The organism is Niastella sp. OAS944 (assembly GCA_024809215.1).
Lineage (GTDB): Bacteria > Bacteroidota > Bacteroidia > Chitinophagales > Chitinophagaceae > Niastella.
Genome location: JANUBW010000001.1, coordinates 1 through 23,528, shown reverse-complemented (window position 1 = coordinate 23,528; position 23,528 = coordinate 1). Strand labels below are relative to the sequence as shown.

At 45.0% G+C, this 23,528-nt stretch carries 11 protein-coding genes; all 11 read left to right on the top strand.

Annotated elements, in window-relative coordinates:
• Positions 1-38 precede the first annotated feature (38 nt).
• The 11 genes from GGD38_RS00055 (at position 39) to GGD38_RS00005 (ending at position 23,015) form a co-directional block, all read left to right on the top strand.
• Positions 39-3,371, top strand: coding sequence for a SusC/RagA family TonB-linked outer membrane protein (locus GGD38_RS00055; RefSeq protein WP_375300082.1), 3,333 nt, complete (start codon positions 39-41; stop codon positions 3,369-3,371).
• A gap of 34 nt (positions 3,372-3,405) precedes the next feature.
• The gene (locus GGD38_RS00050; RefSeq protein ID WP_375300083.1) at positions 3,406-4,866 is read left to right on the top strand and encodes a RagB/SusD family nutrient uptake outer membrane protein; all 1,461 of its coding nucleotides are present in this window, start codon (positions 3,406-3,408) and stop codon (positions 4,864-4,866) included.
• Positions 4,867-5,060: 194 nt separating this feature from the next.
• Positions 5,061-6,386, top strand: a complete 1,326-nt coding sequence (locus tag GGD38_RS00045) for an IPT/TIG domain-containing protein (RefSeq protein ID WP_375300084.1) — start codon at positions 5,061-5,063, stop codon at positions 6,384-6,386.
• A gap of 207 nt (positions 6,387-6,593) precedes the next feature.
• The gene (locus GGD38_RS00040; protein ID WP_375303758.1) at positions 6,594-9,671 is read left to right on the top strand and encodes a SusC/RagA family TonB-linked outer membrane protein; all 3,078 of its coding nucleotides are present in this window, start codon (positions 6,594-6,596) and stop codon (positions 9,669-9,671) included.
• Positions 9,672-9,689: 18 nt separating this feature from the next.
• On the top strand, positions 9,690-11,684 hold the full coding sequence (locus GGD38_RS00035; protein WP_375300088.1) for a RagB/SusD family nutrient uptake outer membrane protein: 1,995 nt from the start codon (positions 9,690-9,692) through the stop codon (positions 11,682-11,684).
• Positions 11,685-11,778: 94 nt separating this feature from the next.
• On the top strand, positions 11,779-12,741 hold the full coding sequence (locus tag GGD38_RS00030; RefSeq protein ID WP_375300089.1) for a DUF4973 domain-containing protein: 963 nt from the start codon (positions 11,779-11,781) through the stop codon (positions 12,739-12,741).
• A gap of 258 nt (positions 12,742-12,999) precedes the next feature.
• The gene (locus GGD38_RS00025) at positions 13,000-14,016 is read left to right on the top strand and encodes a GntR family transcriptional regulator (protein WP_375300090.1); all 1,017 of its coding nucleotides are present in this window, start codon (positions 13,000-13,002) and stop codon (positions 14,014-14,016) included.
• A gap of 12 nt (positions 14,017-14,028) precedes the next feature.
• Positions 14,029-15,615 (top strand): solute:sodium symporter family transporter, encoded by a 1,587-nt coding sequence (locus tag GGD38_RS00020; protein ID WP_375300091.1) that lies wholly within the window; start codon positions 14,029-14,031, stop codon positions 15,613-15,615.
• A 31-nt stretch (positions 15,616-15,646) separates the two neighbouring features.
• Complete coding sequence (locus tag GGD38_RS00015; RefSeq protein WP_375300092.1) at positions 15,647-17,716, top strand: hypothetical protein; 2,070 nt, start codon at positions 15,647-15,649, stop codon at positions 17,714-17,716.
• Between the two features lie 128 nt (positions 17,717-17,844).
• Positions 17,845-21,063, top strand: a complete 3,219-nt coding sequence (locus tag GGD38_RS00010) for a SusC/RagA family TonB-linked outer membrane protein (RefSeq protein ID WP_375300093.1) — start codon at positions 17,845-17,847, stop codon at positions 21,061-21,063.
• 23 nt (positions 21,064-21,086) lie between these two features.
• Complete coding sequence (locus GGD38_RS00005) at positions 21,087-23,015, top strand: RagB/SusD family nutrient uptake outer membrane protein (RefSeq protein ID WP_375303757.1); 1,929 nt, start codon at positions 21,087-21,089, stop codon at positions 23,013-23,015.
• Positions 23,016-23,528: the final 513 nt, after the last annotated feature.

Sequence of the window (23,528 nt, the reverse complement as noted above, 5' to 3'; positions counted from 1 at the left end):
ACGAAAATTATCTCTCATCACCTAAACTTCGCAAAAGTATGTATTTAAGCCAAGGAATGAAAATGCCCTTTCTACGGCGGTTTTGCACTGTTAAGCTCCTGTTGTTATTGACAGGTATGCTGGCCATAGCCGGCGCTAATGCCCAGGCGATCACCTTCTCTGAAAAGAACGCACCTATAAAAAAGGTTTTCAATATTATAAAACAACAAAGCGGGTTCGATTTTTTTTACAAAGGGAACGCTATCAATAATATCAAAGTAACGGCCTCTGTAAATAAAGCATCTATCGATCACGTGCTTTCGCTGATCCTGAAAGATCAGCCGTATTCATATGTAGTGACCGATAAAACGGTTATCATAAGAGAAAAGGAAAAACAACCCGATACCAAAAAAGAAACGCCGGTTACCATGCCACCGGTTGCCGATAGTACTATTAAAGGCGTAGTAACAGATAGTAGGGGCGAACCCCTGGTTGGGGTAACCGTTCGTTTAAAAGGCTCGCCGCTGGCAACTGCAACAGCAGGCGATGGTTCCTACCTCATAAAGGTGCCTGAAGGTAAAGGTATGCTGGAGTTTTCTTATATAGGTTATACAACACAGGTATTACCACTCGGCCGCCAGCTGATAGTAAATGTACAACTGGTGAATGAAGATAAATCAATGGGCGAGGTGGTTATTGTTGGTTATGGCGAAGTGGCCCGCAAAGACCTCACCGGTTCCGTTTCCTCCATTAAGTCAGATGCGTTGGAGAATGTACCCATTGTAACCATTGATCAAATGTTGCAGGGTAAGGCCCCGGGTTTACAGGTAAGCAGCATCAGCGGTCAGCCCGGCGATGGTACTACCATTCGCATCAGAGGTGGTAATTCACTCAGCGCCAGCAACGAGCCTTTGTATGTAATTGATGGTATCATTGCCGGTGACGATTTCAATGCCAACCTGCTTAACCCCGATGATGTACAGTCGATCGACATCCTTAAGGACGCTTCTTCAACCGCTATATATGGTGCGCGCGGGTCTAATGGCGTTATACTCATCACAACTAAAAGGGGTAAAACCGGTAAAGATAAAATTGCACTGAACGCTTATACCGGCTTTCAGGAATTGCCAAAGTTCATTGACATGATGAATGGGCGTGAATATGCCGAACTGGTGAATGAGCAATTACAGTCTGAAGGTAAACCTGTTTTTTATACCAATTTAGATACGGTGGCCAATACCGACTGGCAAAAGGAAATTACCCGTAACAAGGCCCGTCAGTCGAATATCTCAGCACAGATCTCAGGCGGCGATCAGAAATCGAATTACCTGCTATCGGCTAACGTCACCGACCAGGAAGGTATTATAATGAATTCCGGTTTTAAAAGATACCAGTTTCGCGCCAACCTCACGCGCCAGGTAAACAAAATGCTGGAAGTGAGTTCTACCATGAATATTGCCACTTCACGAACTGATAATAACCCGGTATCATTGGGGGGGCTCGATTATTATTCTTCAGCTTTAGGGGTTGCGCCTTCTATGCCGGTATATAAACCAGATGGCACCTTTGCTTTGAAAAGGGAATATAGCTCAGGTAACCTTAACCATCCGTTGGCGCAGGCCACGTATGTTACCAACCCAATTAGAAGGAACAACCTGTTAGGTAATCTTACCCTTAATTTTAAACCGGTTGCCGGGTTGAGTATCAAATCATCCTTTGGCAGTCAGTTGAACTTTATAAAGAACAATCGCTACGAATCGGGCCAGCTGCCTGTTGCCAAAGCCAATAACGGTGGGGGCGTTGCCAGGGTATCATCGAGTCAGGAGATCATGTACCTGATTGAAAATACGGTTTCCTATAACAAACAGTGGAAAGCGCATAACCTTAATGCACTGGCTGGTATGACCTATCAATATGCGTACACTGAATCGGTGAATGCCAGCGGGTCGAAGTACCCCACCGATGTTATGGAATACAATAATCTGAACGGAACCGATCAAACTACCTTTGCCATTGGTTCCGACCTTACCGATTACGCCATTGTATCGTACCTGGGCCGTATGAATTATGGGTATAAAAGCAAATACCTGGTTACCTTAACCGGCCGTGTAGATGGTTCTTCAAGATTTGCCGCCAATAACAAGTATGCCTTTTTTCCGGCAGTAGCTTTTGCCTGGCGCGCTATAGAAGAACCGTTTATGAAGAACATCACATTTATTTCAAATCTTAAATTAAGGGCCAGTTATGGCCGGGTTGGTAACCAGGCCATTCCATCCTATGGTTCATTAACCACACTTGCCCAATCGCGTTATATTTTTGGCGCTAATAGCAATACCCTGGGTTATATTCACAGCAACTATGGTAACCCCGACCTTAAATGGGAAACCACCGGCCAGTACGATGTGGGCATTGAAGTGGGCCTCTTCAGGAACCGCCTTAACTTTGAAGTTGACATTTATACTAAACGTACCGACAACCTGCTGAACAATAAACAACTGGCAGAACAAACCGGTTATTCTTCACTCAGAACAAATATTGGTTCTATCCGTAACTCGGGTGTTGAGTTGCTGATCAACTCAGTGAACATAAAGAATAAAAAATTCTCCTGGACCTCCTCCTTCAATATTGCGGCCAATAAGAACAAGGTGCTCGACCTGGGTGGGGTAGATTATATTCTTACAAAAAACATCAGCTATGCGGGTAACGTAAGCCGGTTAACCGTGGGCGATCCTGTGGGCACCTTTTGGGGCGCTACTTATTATGGCACCCGTAAAACGCTAGCCCCGGTAAAAGGCGCGGTAGGCGTTAATGCAACGCCACGGCTGGGTGAAGCACTGTATGTAGACAGTAAAGAAGACGGCGTTTTAAGCGTTGATGATTACGGAGTGATCGGTAATTCAAACCCCGATTTCTTTGGCGGTTTTTCCAACTCATTGTCATATGCCAGGTTTAGTCTTGATCTTTATGTATCCTTTTCTTCGGGCAACCAGATCATGAACATTGCCGATGCATTTTATAATTCAGGCGATCTGTTGTCGAACCAATACAAGACCATGGTAAATCGCTGGTCGCCTAAAAATCCCGATTCGGAGATCCCTACGTTTTCGCGTAACGGATATGTGCCCAATACCCGGTGGGTATATGATGGTTCACACCTGCGGTTAAAATCGTTAACCCTTGCATATAACCTGCCGGGCCGTGTAATAAAAGCCAGGTGGATCCAGAATATTAACCTGTATGTATCGGCCTCGAACCTGTTTGTGATAACCAGTTATCCTTATTACGATCCGGAAAGCAATGCGTATGGAAGAGATAATGTGGTGCGTGGGTTCGATGCAACCAACTATCCACAGAACCGTGCATATGTTGGCGGGGTAAAGTTTAATTTATAAATATTAATAACAGCCTGTAATGAAAAATATACAGATGAAAAAGATATGTTTCTTTTTGTTACTGCTTCCGTTATTTACTGCATGTGATAAGCAGTTACAGGAAGACCCGAAGAATAAGATCACAGCCGATAATTTTTATAGCAATGATAATGAAGCCATCCTGGGTGTGAACGGTGTGTATTCCTGGTTAAATACATCCGGTGGTTTTAAAAGCAGTTTGTGGCGCGCCCTCGATGAAGGCACCGATGTTTTCCGTGCGCGTAAAAGGGCCAGCGATCCCGAGCAGAATTATACACTTACCTCTTTCAGTCCGGGTTATACGCAAGCCATTTGGACCAACCTGTACAAAGGAATAAGTAATGCCAACCTGGTCATCGATAAAGTAGGCGCTTCAACCGGCGTTGGTGAAACAATAAAGAAACGGGTGGTAGCCGAAGCTAAATTCTTACGATCGCTCTATTATTATTACCTCACCGGTTTGTTTGGCAATGCGGTGTATTACGACGAAACCAATTACAGTATTGAGGCTACGCAAATGCTTGGCCGCATGCCGGCAGAAGAGATCAGGAAAAATATACTGGAAAGTTTAAAAGAAGCCGAAGCTGTATTACCCGCTAAGTTTACCGGCGCCGATGTAGGTCGCGCTACTAAAGGAGCGGTGCAAACGTTGATGGTGAAAACCATGTTGTGGTTAAAGCAATGGGACCAGGCGCAGAAAAAAGCCCAGGAAATAATCAGTTCAAAAACCTATACTTTACAAACCAACTATGCTGATATTTTTACCGAGGCCAATGAAATGACCGGTACTGAAATAATATTTGAGGTTGACTTTGAGCCTGTATTAAATGGCCAGGACCATCATTGCTGGTACCAGCCCGAAAAGCAGGTGGGTGTGTCGCCGTTTAGCGCACGCTCATGGTATGGTACATATATTCCTTACACTACTTTTCTTAATTATATTGAACCCAATGATAAACGCAGGGCTTCTATTGTTGCTACCGGTTATAACAACCAAACCTTTCAGGTTGATCCGGTAGAAAAGATCACTACCTGGTCGGGCCCCAAATTCTGGCGCCTTGCAACGACAGCCGATGCAGATGGTGGGTTGGATATGTATGTGTTCCGTTATGCCGATGTTTGGTTGATGCTGGCAGAAGCGGCTAACGAGAACGATGATGCTGTTACGGCATTGTTGGCAGTAAATGAAATACGTAAACGTTCCTTTGGTGCAAGCGGCGTATTGGGTGCCAGCCTTTCTAAAGCCGATATGAAGGAGTATTTATTCAAAGAGCGTGCTATTGAATTTTATGGTGAAGGGCAGCGCCGGCTCGATCTAATACGGTGGGGCAGGCTGGTGTCTTCGGTAAAAACGGCAGCAGCTACCGACGATCCATATGTAGCAGGCAATATTCAGCCTTTTCATGATCTGTATCCTATAGCCGCGGTTGAAATACAAAAGAACCCGAACCTTGAACCTAACAATACCGGGTACTAAAATATATTAGCAGTTATAAGCACAAGGTGGGTCGCGAGGCCCACCTTTTTTATTTATGAAAATAAAATAATATATCCAAGGGTGTTAGACCAAATTGAAACCATTTGAATCAAGTTTGATACACAATGAATAAACGCTAAATAAACGTAGGTGTAATTTTATTTCAATTGTCTAACTGCTTATAACGATTGCATATGTTTCCAAAACTTTTTGCTTATGAATGCAAGCGAGGCCTGGCATGGCTTTCCCTTGTATTACTAACGGTTTGTGCCTGTAAAAAAAGCACAACTACCGAACAAAAAATTGCCTACGATCCTTCATCACCAGTAACCATTAGCCGCATAACACCCGATAGCGGCGGCGTTAGCACCCAGCTAATGATCTATGGTTCCAACTTTGGCGAAGATACTTCCATTATTAAAGTGTACATTAATGGTAAGCCGGCCCCGGTTGTGGGTACCAACGGTTCTTCCATATATGTATTGGTGCCTTCCAAAGCCGGAACTGGTGAAGTGAAAGTGATTATTGGCGATCATTCTACAAAACAGGAAGTTATTGCACCTGTTGGCTTCAGGTACATTTATTATCCTCGTGTAAGTACGCTTGCCGGCTTTACCGACAAAGACGGCAAAACCGCCATTGTTGATGGGCCAATCAACAAGGCGCAGTTTCAGGAACCTTACTGGTTGTGCTTCGACGAAAAAAAGAATATCTACCTGCTCGAAGATCGCCTCGGCATGCGGTTCATCAATGCCGAAAAAACAGAAGTGACCACCAAGTTCCTGAAGGGTAACGGTATGGACCGGCCCAGAACACTTGCGTTTAATCCTACCTGGGATACCCTTTACATTACTAACGACCAATGGGACTGGACGGGTCTCAGCACAGGCATTGCCACCAGGGCCGATAATTTCAGCCGCTGGCAATCACTCGTCTACAGCCAAACCACAAATGGCGGCGCCGTACAACCCCAAACCGGCGAGTATTTCTTCAACGCTTATTCAACCGGCGCTGTTTTTAAATGGGACAGGGGCGCAAAGGTTTCGCGCGAATTGTTTCGAATTGGCGATGTAAACTGGGAGTTCAATGTACAGTTTGCACCCAGTGGCGATTTTGCCTACATAGTTGTGGTGAACCAGGCTTACATACTTAAGTCGCGCTATAACCGGGAAACGGGCGTACTTGAAACCCCGGTGCATTTTGTAGGCGGCAGAAGAAGCCCCGGTCATAAAGACGGCGTAGGGGTTGACGCCCGCTTCGATAATCCGCACCAGGGCGCCTTCGACGAGTTCGATAATTTTTATGTATGCGATGTGTATAATCATTGCATCCGTAAAATTACACCCGAAGGTGTGGTAAGCACTTTTGCCGGCCGGCCTCAAAAAGCCGGTTATACGGATGGCACCTTACGCGATGCGCAGTTCCACGATCCAAGGGGAATTATTTATGATCAGACAACGGGCACCTTTTATGTTGCTGATCAGTTGAACCGCCGCATCAGGACCATCTCTACTGAATGAAAATCTCAAATCACAAATCATAAGATCCAAATAAATAAATCACAAATCACAAGATCCAAATAAAAAAATCCAAATCACAAATTCCAAGATCCAAAGAAATTCCAAAGAGTACAATTGGTTCTTTTTGATTTTTTGATTTGTGGTTTTCATTTTTTGGTTCTTGGAGCTTGGTTCTTGGATTTTCAATAGTAACCTAACCCACATACAATGAAACTTTATATAACCACATTACTGCTTATGTTGGGCAGTAGCCTGGCTGCACATGCCCAGGATTATATACAGGTGACGGGCACCGTTACCGATGGTATCAATAACACGCTTACCGGTGTAAGTGTAACAATAAAAAACCAGGTGGGTGGCGGAGCCATGACAAATGATAAAGGCCGCTATACTGTGCGCACCGAGCCTTACAGTACGCTCATCTTCTCACATATTGGTTTTGCCACCCAGGAAATAAAGCTTGGTAACAAAGGTCTGTTGAATGTGACTTTAAAGTCGCTCGACTCAAGCGCCCTGTCGCAGGTGATCGTTACCGCTGCGGGGCCTCAGAAAAAACTTACGGTTACCGGAGCTGTTTCTGCTATCAACGTTGATGACCTGCGAACGCCTACATCGAACATCACCAATGGCCTTGCCGGCAATGTGCCAGGTATTATTGCCATGCAAAATTCGGGTGAGCCAGGCAGAAACCAGTCGGAGTTCTGGATCCGTGGTATTTCAACCTTTGGCGCCAATCAAAGCGCGTTGGTACTGGTAGATGGCTTTGAACGGCCTTTTAATGAGATCAATATTGAAGACATACAATCCTTTTCCGTTTTAAAAGATGCATCGGCTACGGCCATCTACGGTTCAAGAGGAGCCAATGGGGTAGTGCTTATTACTACCAAAAGAGGAAAGGCCGGTAAAGTGAACATCGATGGTAAAATGGAATACGGTTACTTAACCCGTACGCGCACTCCAAAATTTGTTGATGGGTATACCTATGCACTACTGGCGAACGAAGCAAAAATTACCCGCAACCAGGAACCGATGTATACCGACAATGAATTGAATATTATAAAAGAGAAACTCGATCCCGATCTGTATCCCAATGTTGACTGGCAGGATAAGATGCTAAAAGACGGCGCCAATATTTACCGCGCGGCCATCAACCTGTCGGGCGGCGCTACCATTGCGCGGTATTTTGTATCGGCCAGTTATGTTGATGAAGGCGGTATGTACAAAGCCGATCAGGCATTGAAAGATTACAAGACCAATGCGCATTTGTCGCGATGGAATTACCGCATAAATTATGACCTCGATGTAACCCGTACAACCACACTGGCCCTGGGCGTTTCGGGTTTTCTGGAGAAACAAAACTTTCCCGGACTGAACAACCTCAACATCTGGTATTCGCTTATTGGTCAGTCGCCGGTTTCCATTCCCTTTAAATATTCAAACGGGTTAATGCCTGCTTATGGTACCGGTAACCAAACCAATCCGTGGGTACTGGCCACACAAACCGGTTTTCGCGAACATTGGGAGAACAAGACCGAATCAAACGTTACGCTTAATCAGCGGTTAGATATGCTTACACGCGGTCTTCGTTTTACAGCCCGCCTGGCTTTTGATGCCAACAGCATGAACGACATCAACCGTATTAAATGGCCTGAACAATATAATGTAGAACGCCGCCGCGACCGGAATGGTAATTTGATCATGCACCGCGTATCTGGCGAGCAATTGATGCAACAGGAATCGAGTAGTTGGGGTGAGCGGGTATACCAGGCCGATGCGGAGTTAGGCTATGGCCGCAATTTCGCTGGCAACCACAATGTAGAAGGGTTGTTGAAATATTTTGTACGCGAGCAACGCCAAACGCAGAACCTGGGCACTGATATAAAGAACGGATTGCCCCGCAGGAATATGTCTGTAGCGGGCCGCGCTATGTATGGTTTTAAAAGCCGTTACCTGGTTGAATTTAATTTTGGTTATACCGGCTCTGAGAATTTCAAAAAAGGACATCAGTTTGGTTTCTTCCCTGCTTTGGCTGTTGGCTGGAATGTGGCCGAGGAAAGCTTTATAAAAGAAAAGCTCAGCTGGCTCGATATGTTCAAGTTGCGGTATTCAATAGGTGAAGTGGGTAATGATAATTTTGGTGATCTGCGTTTTGCTTACCTAAGCACCATTGCAAACGGTGGTACCTACAATTTTGGTGAACCGGTTAGTCCGAACAGTTATACCGGTTTAGCTTATACTCAGGTTTCATCCGATGCGCTTACCTGGGAAGTGGGCCGCAAACAGAATCTTGGTCTCGATATCAATATCCTGAAGAATCTATTTTCTATCACGATAGATGTATTCCAGGAAACCCGGCGGAATATTTACATGCAACGGAACCAGTTGCCCGGTATTGTAGGTATCAGCAGTCAACCCTGGGCCAACGTAGGTAAAATGGATAACCGTGGTATTGATGGAAATTTCGGTTTAAGGAAAAAACTCGGTAATATAAATTTCACCCTGCGCGGAAATTTAACCTGGTATAAGAACAAAGTGCTCGAACGCGATGAGCAACAGAACAGCTACTCTTATCTGATGCAAAAGGGATTTCGTGCCGAACAAACGCGCGGTTTAATAGCTATGGGTTTGTTTTCCGATTATGAAGAAATAAGGAACAGTCCGCGCCAAACGTTTGGCCCTTATATGCCTGGTGATATAAAATACAAAGACATTAATGGCGATGGTATTATCGATGGCGAAGACGTTGTACCAATTGGCGCCAGCTGGCGGCCGGCGGTTGAATATGGTATGGGCCTTTCAGCCTCATGGAAGCAATTGGATGTAAATGTGCATTTTCAGGGGGCGGGCCGCAATTCCTATATCTTAAACGGCCCCACGGCGCATCCTTTTATCAATGGGGCCTGGGGAAATATACTTACAGAAGCGATAGAGCCGGGTAACAGATGGATCTCAGCAGATATAGCACCTAAAGACGTGCAGGCCGAAAATCCCAATGCAAAATACCCGCGCTTAAGTTATGGCGGCAATGCCAATAACTACCGTAATTCCACCTTCTGGTTACGCGACGGCGCTTACCTGCGTTTTAAAACACTCGATATCGGGTATACGGTTCCGGGTAAGATTGCTTCGCGCCTGCGACTGAGCAATATGCGTATGTACCTGCTGGCACAAAACCTGTATGTGTGGGACAATGTAAAAGTGTGGGACCCCGAAATGGCCAGCACTGACGGTACACGTTACCCTTTGCCCAAAACAGTAACCCTTGGTATTACTTTCAAATTTTAACGAGCCAATACAATTGGTATGAAAACAATTTACATCATCGCAATAGCAATTATAGCCGGTACTTTCCATAGCTGCAAAAAGTATATGGATATGGAGCACTACTTTAAAGACCGGATGAATATAGATACTTTATTTGTTAAAAAAGATTATGCCGACCGCTGGCTTGCAGATGTGTATACGCATTTGAAAGAGGAGAATATAGATGTGGCCAGTAAAGATTATGCGCCGTTCAACCTCATCTCAGACGATATGTTCTTTGGCGATCGCGGCGATGAGCTGGATAACCGCAGTTATAAGAATTACAAGAATGGTGAATATAACGAAGGCTGGATACAACGGTCATGGAGCAGCTGTTACCAGGGCATTCGCAAGGCAACCATTTATATTTACAATATCGATCGCAACCGGCAAATGAGCGCGCAGGAAATAGCAGAAGGAAAGGCCGAAGCGCGTTTTTTACGGGCTTATTATTACTGGTTGTTGCTTCGAAAATATGGGCCGGTGCCATTGGTGCCCGATGAAGGGATCGATTATACCAAACCTTATGAGGAATTGGCTATACCAAGAAGTAGTTATGACGACTGTGTTGATCTTATTACAAGAGAATTAGCCACTGCCGCTTTGGACTTACCATTAACACACACTAACCGCGACCGCGCACGCGCAACAAAAGGCGCCGCCCTGGCTGCCCGGGCAAAAGTGTATTTGTATGCGGCCAGCCCCGAGTTTAACGGTAATACCGAAATGGCCGACCTTATAGATAATGAAGGCAATCAGCTTATTTCACAAACCTATAATGAAGAGAAATGGGCAAGGGCGGCCGCTGCGGCTAAAGATGTGATCGATTTAAATGTTTATCGTTTGTTTACCGTACCCTTTAATGCTGCCGATCAGGGACCTGCACAACCAAAGACCATTGTACCGCCGTTCCACGTAAAATATTCAAATGCATCGTTCCCTAATGGCTGGAAAGATATAGATCCATTTGAATCGTACCGTCAAATGTTCAATGGTGCATTAACCGCATCGGCAAATCCTGAATTGATATTTTCACGCGTAACCGAATTGAGTGGTGTTGGGCCCGAAGCATTGGCAAAACACCAAACGCCCTATTCTATGGGTGGGTGGAATGCGCATGGCATTACCCAAAAACAATGCGATGCCTATTATATGAGCGATGGGTCCGATGTGCCGTTAAATCCGCGGGTTGCTGGTTTTACAACCAACGATAAAGATTATTTGCCATTACCCACAGGCGTATCGTTACAGTATGCCAATCGTGAACCGCGCTTTTATGCATCTGTTTCTTATAATGGCAGCATCTGGTACCGGTTAAGCGCACTTGATCCGGCATTAAGGAATAAACAGATCTTTTATTACCGGGGCGATCCCGATGGCAAACAACCCGCTTCGCCCCAGTTTCATGTAAGAACAGGTTTAGGTATCAAAAAATTTGTAAACCCTATTGATTCGCACGATGGAAAAGTAACAGGCTCCTTTGTAGTGCCGAAGTATGAACCGGCCATTCGTTATGCCGAAGTATTGTTGATCTATGCAGAAGCGCTGAATGAACTGGGCGGATCGTACAGTATACCCGATTATACCGGAACAAAAACGCACAGCATTACGCGCAATGTTCCTGAAATGAGCAACGCCATTAGCCAGGTTCGAATAAGAGGCGGTGTGCCCGATTATGATGGCAATGTATATGGCTCAAAAGAGCTTTTCAGAAAAGCGTTAAAAAGAGAAAGACAAATAGAATTGCTGGGCGAGAACCACCGTTATTATGACCTGCGTCGCTGGAAAGATGCGCCTGTTGAAGAAGCCACGCCGGTAATGGGTTGTAATATGGATATGACCGTTGCTCAACGCGAGCTGTTTCATACACCCGTTGTTATTCCTTCTTTCCCAACCATCTTCGTAAGGAAAATGTACCTGTGGCCCATTTCACATGAAGAGTTAAGAAGAAATAAGAAACTTACGCAAAACCCGGGATGGACAACGCCTTATTAGGTTACAGGTTTCATGTTACAGGTTTCATGGGTTTTCCCTGCAACTTGCAACCTGTAACCTGCAACAGCTTCCTATAATTTGTAAATATTACAACATGAAAAGACTTTATTTATATATAATATTATCCCTTTTTGCAGGCTCCTCCTGCAATAAAGAATGGAACAACGAACTCTATGTAAAAGAGGTATCGTTTGTAAAAAGTGGCGTGGTAAAAGTGAATGCGAAGTATAAAAGCCAGGGTGGAGTAGTGACTATAAAAGTTCCGGTGATCTTAAGTGGTTCAACTGGCAATCCCGATGATATTGAAGTGACCATCGAGTTGGATAAAGACACACTGGCTGATCTCAACTTCGACCGGTTCCGTTTGCGGAAAGATCTTTACTTTCAGGAATTGCCGCAGGTCAATTACTCGTTTAAGTCAATGACCACCGTTATTCCCAAAGGGTCGTTGCAAGGCTATTTCGATCTTGACCTGAAGATGGAAGGGCTTGACCTTATCAATAAATATGTATTGCCTATAAAGATAGTAGCTACATCTAAAGACAATGTAGCTAAGCGAAGATGGTTTAGTAAAAGTATTATGCAGATCATTCCTTTTAATGATTATTCAAACAAGTATTCCAATGCGGGAATTATCTGGAACCGCGATGTGCCGCAGAATAACCAAACGGCGCTCACTATACCGTCTCGAAATGCTTTTGTTGTAAATGAGAACACCGTATTCTTTTTTGCCGGTAATATAGATGAAGAAGCATATGACCGGGCGAAGTATAAAATAATTGCAAAGTTCAATGCAGATAGTACGGTAACACTTACGGCGCCCGATGCAAGCATCAAATTCCAACAGAAAGCCGGTACGTATTCCATTACCAAAAAAATGGATGAGGTGCAGCCTTATCTTGAAAAGACGTATATCACAATGAACCTCGAGTATTGGTACAGCGACATTACCAACCTTGCGTTTCCCATTAACTACAGGTTTGTTGGCCCTCTTACCCTGGAGAAGGTTAGGAACATCCAGGTGCCCGAGGAAGATCAGCAGGTGCAGTTTGAATGAAAAGCCTAAGGCTAAAAGCCCAAAGCTGAAAGCGGAAATACAAAACCGAAAGTTGTAGGCAGCGTTGAGTGCGGCTCCTCTCAAAGGATCCGCACTTTTTTTTATTTGGTATTAATCCTTCCTTTTTTATACATTTGATGAATAGTATAGGATAGGACAGATAAACGAAGTGCTGGAATGCTTGCCGCATGCTGAACACGAGTTCAGGATTTGAGCGGTTTGCTTTTGGCCTTAGGCTTTCAGCTTTAAGCTTGCTTTATGAACGATGTATTTAAGCAAATCTACGAAATGGAGGGTGTGAGTGGGTTGTCGAAACACGATCAGCTCGTAAACGGCATTCTCAACGCCATTCAAAACAAGGCCCTGCAACAGGGCGATCTATTACCTTCTGTAAATAACCTTATAAATGAATTCGGGTTTGCCCGCGAAACCATTGCAAAGGCCTATAAAGACCTTGTAACGCGCGGTATAGTAGAGTCGAAGAACCGCGTAGGGTTTTATGTTTCCAATTGTGATATCAGCCAGCACCTGAAGGTAGCCCTCGTATTATTCGCTTTTGACGCTTTTCAGGAAACATTTTACAAAGTGTTCCGCGCAGAGGTGGGCCAGGGCGTACACATCGATGTATTCTTTCACCATAATAATATCGATGTGCTGGAAAGTACCATCCAAAACATCAGGGGTCGGTATGGATTGTTTGTGGTGGCGCCCATTCCGCATAAACGCACCGCTGAAATTTTGGGCAACCTGCCTATGGACAGGTTCCTGATGATCGATCGCTATGAGAAGATCTCCGGCGACTTTAGCTATGTAGCACAGGAATTCGATAAATCATCGTACCGGGTATTTGAGGAATTGAAGGATACTATTAAGCAGTACGATAAAATGATCTATTATCACCGGCCGGCTGCAGATACCCCTATAGAAATTTTACATGCCTTTAAGTCATTTGTAAAGACGCATAAAATTAAACATGAAATACTGACCGAATATATTCCCGGCACGCTGGAAAAGGGAAACGTGTATTTCACCATTAACAATACCGAGTTGTGGAATATGTTAAAAGATTGTAAGGTGAAGAAGCTGAAGCCGGGAAAAGATGTAGGTATTCTTTCGCACAATGATGAGGTAGTGAAGGAATTGATCTTTGATGGCATTACCACTTATTCGGCCGATTTTAAAGTAATGGCCGAAAAGGCGGCGGAGTTTGTGCTTACACGAAAAAAGATCCAGGAAATAATACCAACAGTGCTTATCCGGCGCAAATCGCTGTGATGAGGTGAACCAATGAACATCACAGGATTTTGTTGCTTTCTGCTTTTCCTTGGCCTGGTTGCGGTAATTGCCATTTACAACACCAGGAAGATGCGCCTGAATACCACCACTGCCTATTTTATGGGCAATCGCACGCTGGGATTCTGGATGGTAGGCTTTTCCCTTTTTCTTACCAATATGAGCTGTAATACGCTTATAGGTGAAAACGAGTTTGTGTATACAAACGATATGTCGGTTATGTGCTGGGGTATGAGCTCGGTGCTGGCCATGTTGATCGTTGCTGAATTTTTTCTGCCTGTATATATGAAGATGGGTGCGGTTACTACGCCCGACTTCCTGGGACAGCGGTTTGGCCCCCGGTTAAAAAAGATTGTGTCGTTGTTCTTCCTGGCCAGTTATGTCGTTAGTCTTATTCCAACTGTATTATATGGAAGCGCCGTTGCGCTGAATGGTATTTTTCATGTTGATGAGGTATTAGGCATCAGTTATTTTTCGGCCATCTGGCTGTTGGTAATAGGTGTTGGCATTATCGGTTGTTGTTATACAATACTCGGTGGCTTTAGGGCCATCACGGTTTCTGATCTGGTACAGGGTGCAGCCTTGCTGGTGGGTGGTATACTGTTGCTGGTGTTTGGATTGCGATACCTGGGGCAGGGAAGTGTGGTGCAGGGGGTACAAACTATACTGGCCTCAAAAAAAGAACACCTCAATTCTGTTGGCGGCGCCCATGACCCCATCCCATTCAGTACGTTGTTCACGGGCATGTTCCTTATCAATCTGTACTACTGGGGCATGGAGCAATATATTATGCAACAGGCGCTGGCGGCAAAAAGTTTATCACAGGGGCAGAAAGGCATTTCACTGGCTGCCCTGGGAAAAATAATTGCGCCATTGTTATTGAATGTACCGGGTTTGATCGCTGTTCACCTATATCCTAAACTTGCTAATACCGCCACTGTTTTTCCAAAACTGATAGGCGATGTATTGCCACCCGTAATAACCGGTTTTATTGCCGCCGTTGTTTTTGGTTCGGCCATCAGCACATTCAATGCGGGGCTTAACAGTTCGGGCGCTTTGTTCATTATGAACCTGTATAAACAATGGCGTTCGCGTGCGGGCGATAGGGAACTGGTAAAGGCAGCGCGTATCTTCCAACTATCCATTACAGTGGTGGCTATGTGTTTTTCGCCATTCATCAGCAAATTCGATGGTGGTTTCTATTATTATATACAGAAGATGTCGAGCTTCTTTAGCGTGCCGGTATTTACGGTAATGATAGTAGGGTTTATGACGAAGAAAGTATCGGAGGCTGCTGCTACTACCGGGTTGATCTTTTTCATTGTTGCCTATATGATAAGTCAGTTGGTGTTTGATCTGCCCATCCATTACCTGCATGTATTAGGAATATTGTTTGTTGCTACGGTGGCGGTAATGTTGATAGTAGCGCGATGGAAACCTATGGCAACGCCATATGTGCAAAATAATACGGCGGTTGTTGATCTGAAACCCTGGCGCAGCCGGCACTTTTTCTTTTTGCTGCTGCTTGTTTTAATGGCAGCGGCATTTATCCTGTTCTCAAAAGCAGGTATCGCCCAATAAAGCTAACATACAAACTATAAAACACCCAACCATGCAGATCCGTCCACTGCTAACCACCCGTGGTTCAATCATTTTGTTTACATTATTTTTTTTGAAATTAGCAGCAGGTGCTACGCCTGTAAATGATTCCGTGCTCACAATACCTTTTGGGCAAAATAATAAGATCATATATTCATTAACAACCGGTACATACGATGTGGTATTCGATGGTAAAAAAACAATTGCCGGCGCCTACGCCGAATGTAAAGGTAAAACAGCAATGATCAGCACCGGTGCTGCCGTTCGTACCTATTCCTTTTGGACCAGAACGCATCATGACCGTGTTTCCCAATATACCATAGTAACTGTACGTGACGGGGTACGGATGAAACAGGAGTTTACCGTTTTTGGTACACGTGATTTTTTTATTACCACTGTATCTGTAATTGGGAAAGGAGTAGCTGCATCATATATGTCGCCACTCACAACAGACAATGTAGCGTTTAGCGAAAACGGCGATAACCGCGCCTTATATGTTCCCTTCGATAACGATATGTGGGCGCGCTTCAATGCACAGCCCTTGCAACAGGCAAATTTTACAAGTAGCGAAGTAACGGCAATTTATAACAACGGATCATATAATGGATTGGTAATTGGCTCGCTTGAACATACGGTGTGGAAAACGGGCATTCATGTGAAAGCCAATAGCAATAACTCAATATCGGTTAGCGCTTTTGGCGGTTTTGCCGATAGTAATATCACACACGATAAAATTCCGCACGGGCTGGTAACTACCACCGATACTTCCTGCGTATCACCAAGATTGTTGGTAGGTAAATTTTCTGACTGGCGAAAAGGGATGGAAGATTACGCTGCACACAATAGCGATAAATATTACTATGGTATTCGTTCCTGGAAAAAATCCACACCCGTGGGCTGGAACAGCTGGGGTGCCATACAAAACAAAATAACGTTAGATAAGGCCAAAAGGGTTATCGATTTCTTTGCCGATAGCTGCAAAGGTTATCGCAGTAACGATGGTGCCTTATATATTGATCTTGATTCGTTCTGGGACAATATGATCAAAGGCGGGTTAGATGGCGATGTAAGCGAGCTCAAACAGTTTGTGGCGTATTGCAAAAGCAAAGGGTTCAAACCAGGGATCTATTGGGCGCCCTTTACCGATTGGGGTAAGTATGATCGCAAGATAGAAGGCTCAAATTATACCTATGCACAGGCCTGGTTAAAACAAAATGGCAAGCCGGTTGAAGTAGATGGCGCCTATGCTATGGATGCCACCCATCCCGGAACAAAAGCCCGCATTAACTGGTATCTTACCCGTTTGAAGGACCTTGGCTTTAAAATGATCAAGATCGATTTCCTGGGTCATGGTGCGCTGGAATGCGATCGATTTTATGATTCAACGGTAACAACCGGTATGCAGGCATATAAAGCAGGTATGAAATGCGTAACCAAAGCACTTGATAATAAAATGCTGGTGTATGCCGCTATTTCACCTACCATGGCCACAGCTCCTTATGTTCATATGCGGCGTATTGCCTGTGACGCTTTTAGCGCAATTGACAATTCAGAATATACTTTGAACAGCACCGGCTATGGCTGGTGGCAAAGTCACTTATATAATTTTGTAGATGCCGACCATGTTGTGTTTAACCGCGAAAGCGAAGGCGCCAACCGCGCCCGGCTGGCATCGGCATTGGTTACAGGCACGCTTATCGCCGGTGATGATTTTTCTTCAAATGGCCCCTGGTCAGATGCAGCTAAACGTTTATTGCAAAATAAAGACCTGCTAAAAGTTATTAAAGACGGTCGCAGCTTTAAACCCATTGAAGCCAATACAGGCAATAAAGGCGTTGAGTTGTTTGTAAAGAGCGGTTACGATAAAACCAGCTATGCATACCTGGCTGCATTCAACTTCAGTAATGCTCCGCGCACTTATACATTATCGCTATTCCGTCTTGAAGCTGAATTAGGGTCGGCAGTAAACGCAACTGAGCTCTTCACCAAAGCAAATGAAAAATGGACCGATACCATTCAGATCACAATTCCTCCCTCAGATGCAAGGGTTTACCTGATTCGCCCGGTGGCGCCAAATAATTAATTCCCCAAATATTTTGCCCAGTAAAAAATAACTTTATATTTGTAGTGGTATAGGATAGTATAGTACAGGTAGTATAGCCTGGTATTATACGGTCAATTTCCTGTTTATCCCAATCAAACGCTGCTAAAATGAAAAAACGATTTGCCTGCTGTATGGGGAGGTGCATAGCCTTTTGCCATAAGCCCCGCTTATTCATTCTGTTTGTTTTTACCATTTGTTCACTATTGTATTCAACCGGTTCCTTTGCTCAACAAGGGGAAGGAAGGTTATCGGGTATGGTGCTCGATAGCGCCCATGGAACGCCAATGGGTAGTGTAACCGTGTTAATAAAAGGCACCCTGCAGGGTACCAGCACCGATGAAAAGGGCCGCTTTACAATGGATATTCCCAATGAAAGCGCCTTGCTTACATTTTCGTTTGTAGGTTATAAATCGAAAGATGTTCGGGTGCACAAAGGAAAACCGGTTACTGTGATGTTGCCACTGGCCGATGATTCAACGGCCGATGTAGTAGTGGTGGCCTATGGTAAACAAAAAAAGCAGAGTATGGTGGCGGCCATTACATCCATTAATGTAAAAGAATTGCGCGGCCCAACCAGTAACCTTACCACCATGTTGGCCGGCCGTATTTCGGGCGTCATTGCATATCAGCAAAGTGGTGAGCCCGGAGCCGATAATGCTTCTTTCTTTATCAGAGGTGTTGGCACCTTTGGCGCCGGTAAAAGAGATCCGCTTATTCTTATCGATGGTATGGAATCTTCATCCAACGATCTGGCGCGTTTACAGCCCGATGATATCTCGGGTTTCTCCGTGTTGAAAGATGCAGCAGCTTCGTCATTATACGGCGCCCGTGGCGCTAATGGCGTTATTCTGGTTACAACTAAAATGGGGGCAGAAGGTAAAGCGAAGTTCAACATACGTGCAGAAGCGCCCATTTCAACCAATACCCGCAACTTCAAGTTTGCCGATAATATCACATATATGAAACTGGCCAATGAGGCCGTGCTTACCAGAGACCCATTAGGGGTTCTTCCATATTCGCAAAACAAGATCGATCATACCGAAGCAGGTGATGATCCCCTAAAATATCCCAGCAATAACTGGATCAACTCGCTTATAAAAGACTATACCGTTAACCAGAAGTTCGATATGAACGTAAGCGGTGGTAGTAAAACAGCACAATATTATATCTCCGGTACATACAATATCGATCGTGGTATCTTAAAGACCGTGCCCGGTAGCACGTTCAACAGCAATATTAAATTAGGTAACTATAGTGTTCGCTCAAACGTAAACATCAATATTACGCCTACTACAAGAGCAGTTGTAAGAACATCGGCACAGTTTGATGATTATAATGGTCCGCAAGGTTATCGCGATGGTGATGGCAACTGGGTAAACGGCGGCCGCGCCGTATTTAACAGCGCCATCTGGAGCAACCCGGTGATGTTCCCTGCATATTATCCATCCAGTTTTGCGCCTTTCTTAAAACACCCATTATTTGGTAACGCTTATATAGGCAATACCACCAATTTATACAACAATCCATTTGCTAGCATGGTATCGGGTTTTCAGCAGTACCAGTCGTCACTTATGAATGCGCAAATAGAGTTGAACCAGAACTTCAGTTTTGTAACCCCTGGTTTGGCTGCACGGTTCATGGCTTATACGCAACGGTATTCATTCTTTGATCTCAACCGCCGTTACAATCCGTTCTATTATACCTTAATGCCCGATGCCAATGGCAAACTAAACATACTAACGCCATTGAACCCCAATGGCGGTACTGAATACCTGAACTTTAACCAGGGCGAAAAACAAATCAATACAGTAGCCTATGCTGAATTTGCAACCAATTATAGTCGCACGTTTGGCGATAAACATGCGGTAAGCGGAATGCTCATTGGCATCTTACGTAATTTTCTCAATGCCAATGCCGGCGATCTGCAGGCATCATTACCTGCCCGCAACCTGGGGCTTTCGGGCCGCTTTACTTATGGGTACGATAACCGTTACCTGGCCGAGTTGAATTTCGGTTACAACGGTTCAGAACGTTTTGCCGCCAATCACCGGTTTGGCTTTTTCCCTTCTGCAGGTTTGGGCTGGATAGTGTCGAACGAAAAATTCTTTGAGTCCATACAGAAAGTAATATCGAACCTGAAACTACGCGCCACTTTTGGTTTGGTGGGTAATGACCAGATAGGTAAATCGTACGACCGCTTCTTTTATTTATCAAATGTAAATCCCAATAACGATGGCAATGGGTACCACTTTGGTGTAGACCAGGCCCATTATGTAACCGGTTACTCCATTAGCCGTTACGCCAATACCGACATTACCTGGGAAAAAGCAACCACTACCAATTTGGGTATGGACCTTTCTTTCCGCAATGGGATAAATATTGTGGTAGATGCCTTCCGCGCTGTTCGTTCAAACATCCTGATGCCTCGCAGCACCATTCCTTCTACCATGGGGCTTGAGGCAAATGTGCAGGCGAATATGGGCGAGGCCTCAAGCAGAGGCGTTGATGTAGCTATAGATTATTCAAAGAATTTAAAAAAGGATATGTGGTTGCAGGCTCGGGCCAACATGACCTATGCCACCAGTAAGTTCAGGATAAATGAAGAACCGGTTTATCCCGATGAATTGAAGTATCTCTCAAAAATTGGTCAGTCGTTGGAACAGGTGTATGGACTTGTTGCCGAAAGATTGTTTGTAGATGATATTGAAGCACGCAAATCGCCGGTACAAAGTTTTGGTGGCAACCCACCCATGGGCGGTGATATCAAATACCGCGATATCAATGGCGATGGTAAAATAACCAATCTCGACATTGTGCCGCTCGGTCACCCAAAAACACCGGAGATCACTTATGGTTTTGGTGTTTCATTTGGCTATAAACAATTTGATATAAGCACATTCTTCCAGGGTAATGCACGGGTTTCATTCTTTATAAACCCCTTTAATATTTCACCTTTTGTGCTGAACGGCGGTTCGCAAAACGGATTATTAACTGCCATTGCCGACAGTCATTGGAGTGAAGATAACCAGGACCTGCATGCGTTTTGGCCCCGCTTTGATGCGCAGTTCAATAATAACAACTCACAAACCTCAAACTGGTGGTTACGCGATGGCACTTTTATGCGGTTGAAAACAGTGGAATTAGGATACACATTCTCCCGGAAAGCATTGAAGCGTATGCGTTTCTCCAATTTCAGGATCTACGCCAATGGGCAGAACCTGTTTGCCGTAAGCAAATTCAATTTATGGGACCCCGAAATGGGTGGTAACGGACTGGGCTATCCGGTACAGGCCGTGTACAACATGGGTATCAACTTTGGATTTTAATCACTTTTAGAAACATGCAAACAATGAAAACAAGATATTATATAGCAGCCTTATACCTGGTATGTACGGTTGCCGGCTGTAAAAAGAGTTTTCTCGATGTGGTACCCGATAATGTGGCTACGCTCGACAATGCTTTCACCATGCGAAGGGAGGCAGAAAAATACCTGGCCACCTGTTATTCGTACCTGCCCAATGATGGCGACCCTGTAAGTAATATTGCTTACCTGGGTGGTGATGAATTTTGGCTGGCTTACCCCGCCGCAAGTTTAACGGCCACCAACTGGAATGTGGCCCGTGGTAACCAAAACGTGGTGCGGCCCTATGCCAACATCTGGGACGGTGATTATTTCGAAAATGTTGGTTTCAGAAATATGTTCACCGGTATACGCACCTGTAATACGTTCATCGAAAATGTATCGGACCTGAGCAAGATCCCCGATCTTACCCTGGATGAAAGAACGCGCTGGATTGGCGAGGTGATGTTCCTTAAGGCGTATTTTCATTTCCTGCTGATGCGTCAGTATGGGCCTATTCCTATAATGGATAAGAACATTCCGATAAATGCGCCACTGGAACAAACAAAAGTAAAACGCCAGCCGGTTGACTCGGTGGTGAATTATATTGCTGGTGTGCTGGATTCAGCCGCGGCCCGTTTACCAGTGGCCTTATATGCGCCTGCTACCGAACTGGGCCGTATAACCGTGGCCATTGCAAAAAGCATAAAAGCCCGTGTATTGGTGTATGGCGCCAGCCCTTTATTCAACGGTAATTCCGATTATGCCAACTTTAAAGATAAGGACGGGGTACAACTCATCTCTTCTACTTACAATGCAGAAAAATGGCAACGTGCTGCCAATGCTGCTGCAGAGGCTATTGCTGCATGTACCGAAGCGGGCATCTATTTGTATCAGTTTATCAATACAACAGGTTTCCCACTTACCGCCGGCACCATAACCCAAATGAGCGTACGCAATGCGGTATGTGAAAAATGGAATCAGGAATGGATCTGGGCCAACGCCAATTCTTCAACCTGGCAATTGCAGTATTCTTCCATGGCGCATATTGATCCCGCGGCCTCGGGCAACTCAAGTATTTATGGAACACTTGGGCCCACCATGCAGGTGGTGCGGCAGTTCTATACAAAGAACGGCGTTCCCATTACAGAAGATAAAACACTTGATTTCAATACACCGCATCAGTTAAGAACAGCCGTGCACGACGAACGCTTTAATATAGTGGAAGGGTATAAAACAGCCCGGTTGAATTTCGACCGAGAGCCGCGTTATTATGCCGACCTCGGTTTTGATGGCGGCACCTGGTATATGCAAAACAGTCCGAGCCATACCGATGAGAATACCTGGAGCGCGCAATTAAAGCTGGGCCAGTATGGCAGCGGGGTAGCGGTTACCATTACCACGTACTATCCTAAAAAACTGGTGAACTGGAAATTCACTTACGAAAGCAATAACAGCAGTAAGATCCAGGATTATCCGTTTCCAACCATGCGCCTCGCCGATCTGTACCTGTTATATGCTGAAGCGTTGAATGAAGCAAACGGCCCATCGGCTGATGTATATAAATACCTGAACCTGATACGTGCAAGAGCGGGTTTACCCTCGGTACAGGATAGCTGGACCAACTTTTCAAACAACCCTGGTGCATACCAGAATAAAGAAGGGCTGCGCAACATCATTCGCAATGAGCGCAATATTGAAATGGCGTTTGAGGGAAGCCGTTTCTGGGACCTGCGTCGCTGGAAACTGGCCGGTCAGCTGCTCAATGGAAATATAATGGGCTACGACCGTTCGGGTACTGTTGATCATCCGGAACTGTTTTATATTCCCACCACTTATTATACCATGCGGTTTGTTGTGCCCCGCGATTACCTGTGGCCTATAAGAGAAGGGAACCTGCCGGTAAATGAAAACCTGGTACAAAACCCGGGCTGGTGAGTGTCACGAACAGATAATAAATTGTCGAATTAGTTCTTTGAAAATTTGATGCTATGTAAATGATGATGGTCGGCCCATCGGAAGCGACTTACAGGAGTAGCTTTCAAACCACCTTTAGCTGCTGCAATTAAAAGTTGTGGTAGTGAGCATCAAAGGAGTAAGGCATCGATAAAGATGTCAGGTGCGTGTTAAGAAGACGAACAAATGTGAACTGTCAACAGAGGCGTCGAAAGGATCAGTTGATGTCAAAACCAGAGCCCACCAGCGCCTTTGGGACAAGCAGCAAGGGCACCTGTTTACCGATGTTGCGGCATCCGGCGTATAGACAGCGTGAGCTTAACACAGGCATTTACATGGAACGTGAGAACCTGTCGTCGTGATGTAAAGAGAAAACTTCAAGCAAGAGACACTGCAAGAAGGAAAGTATCGATGCACGGCACGGGGGCGGAAACTTTCGTAGTAGCGATGATATTCCGTGAAAACGGGAAGGAGCGAAGGGAAGTTGTTATCAGG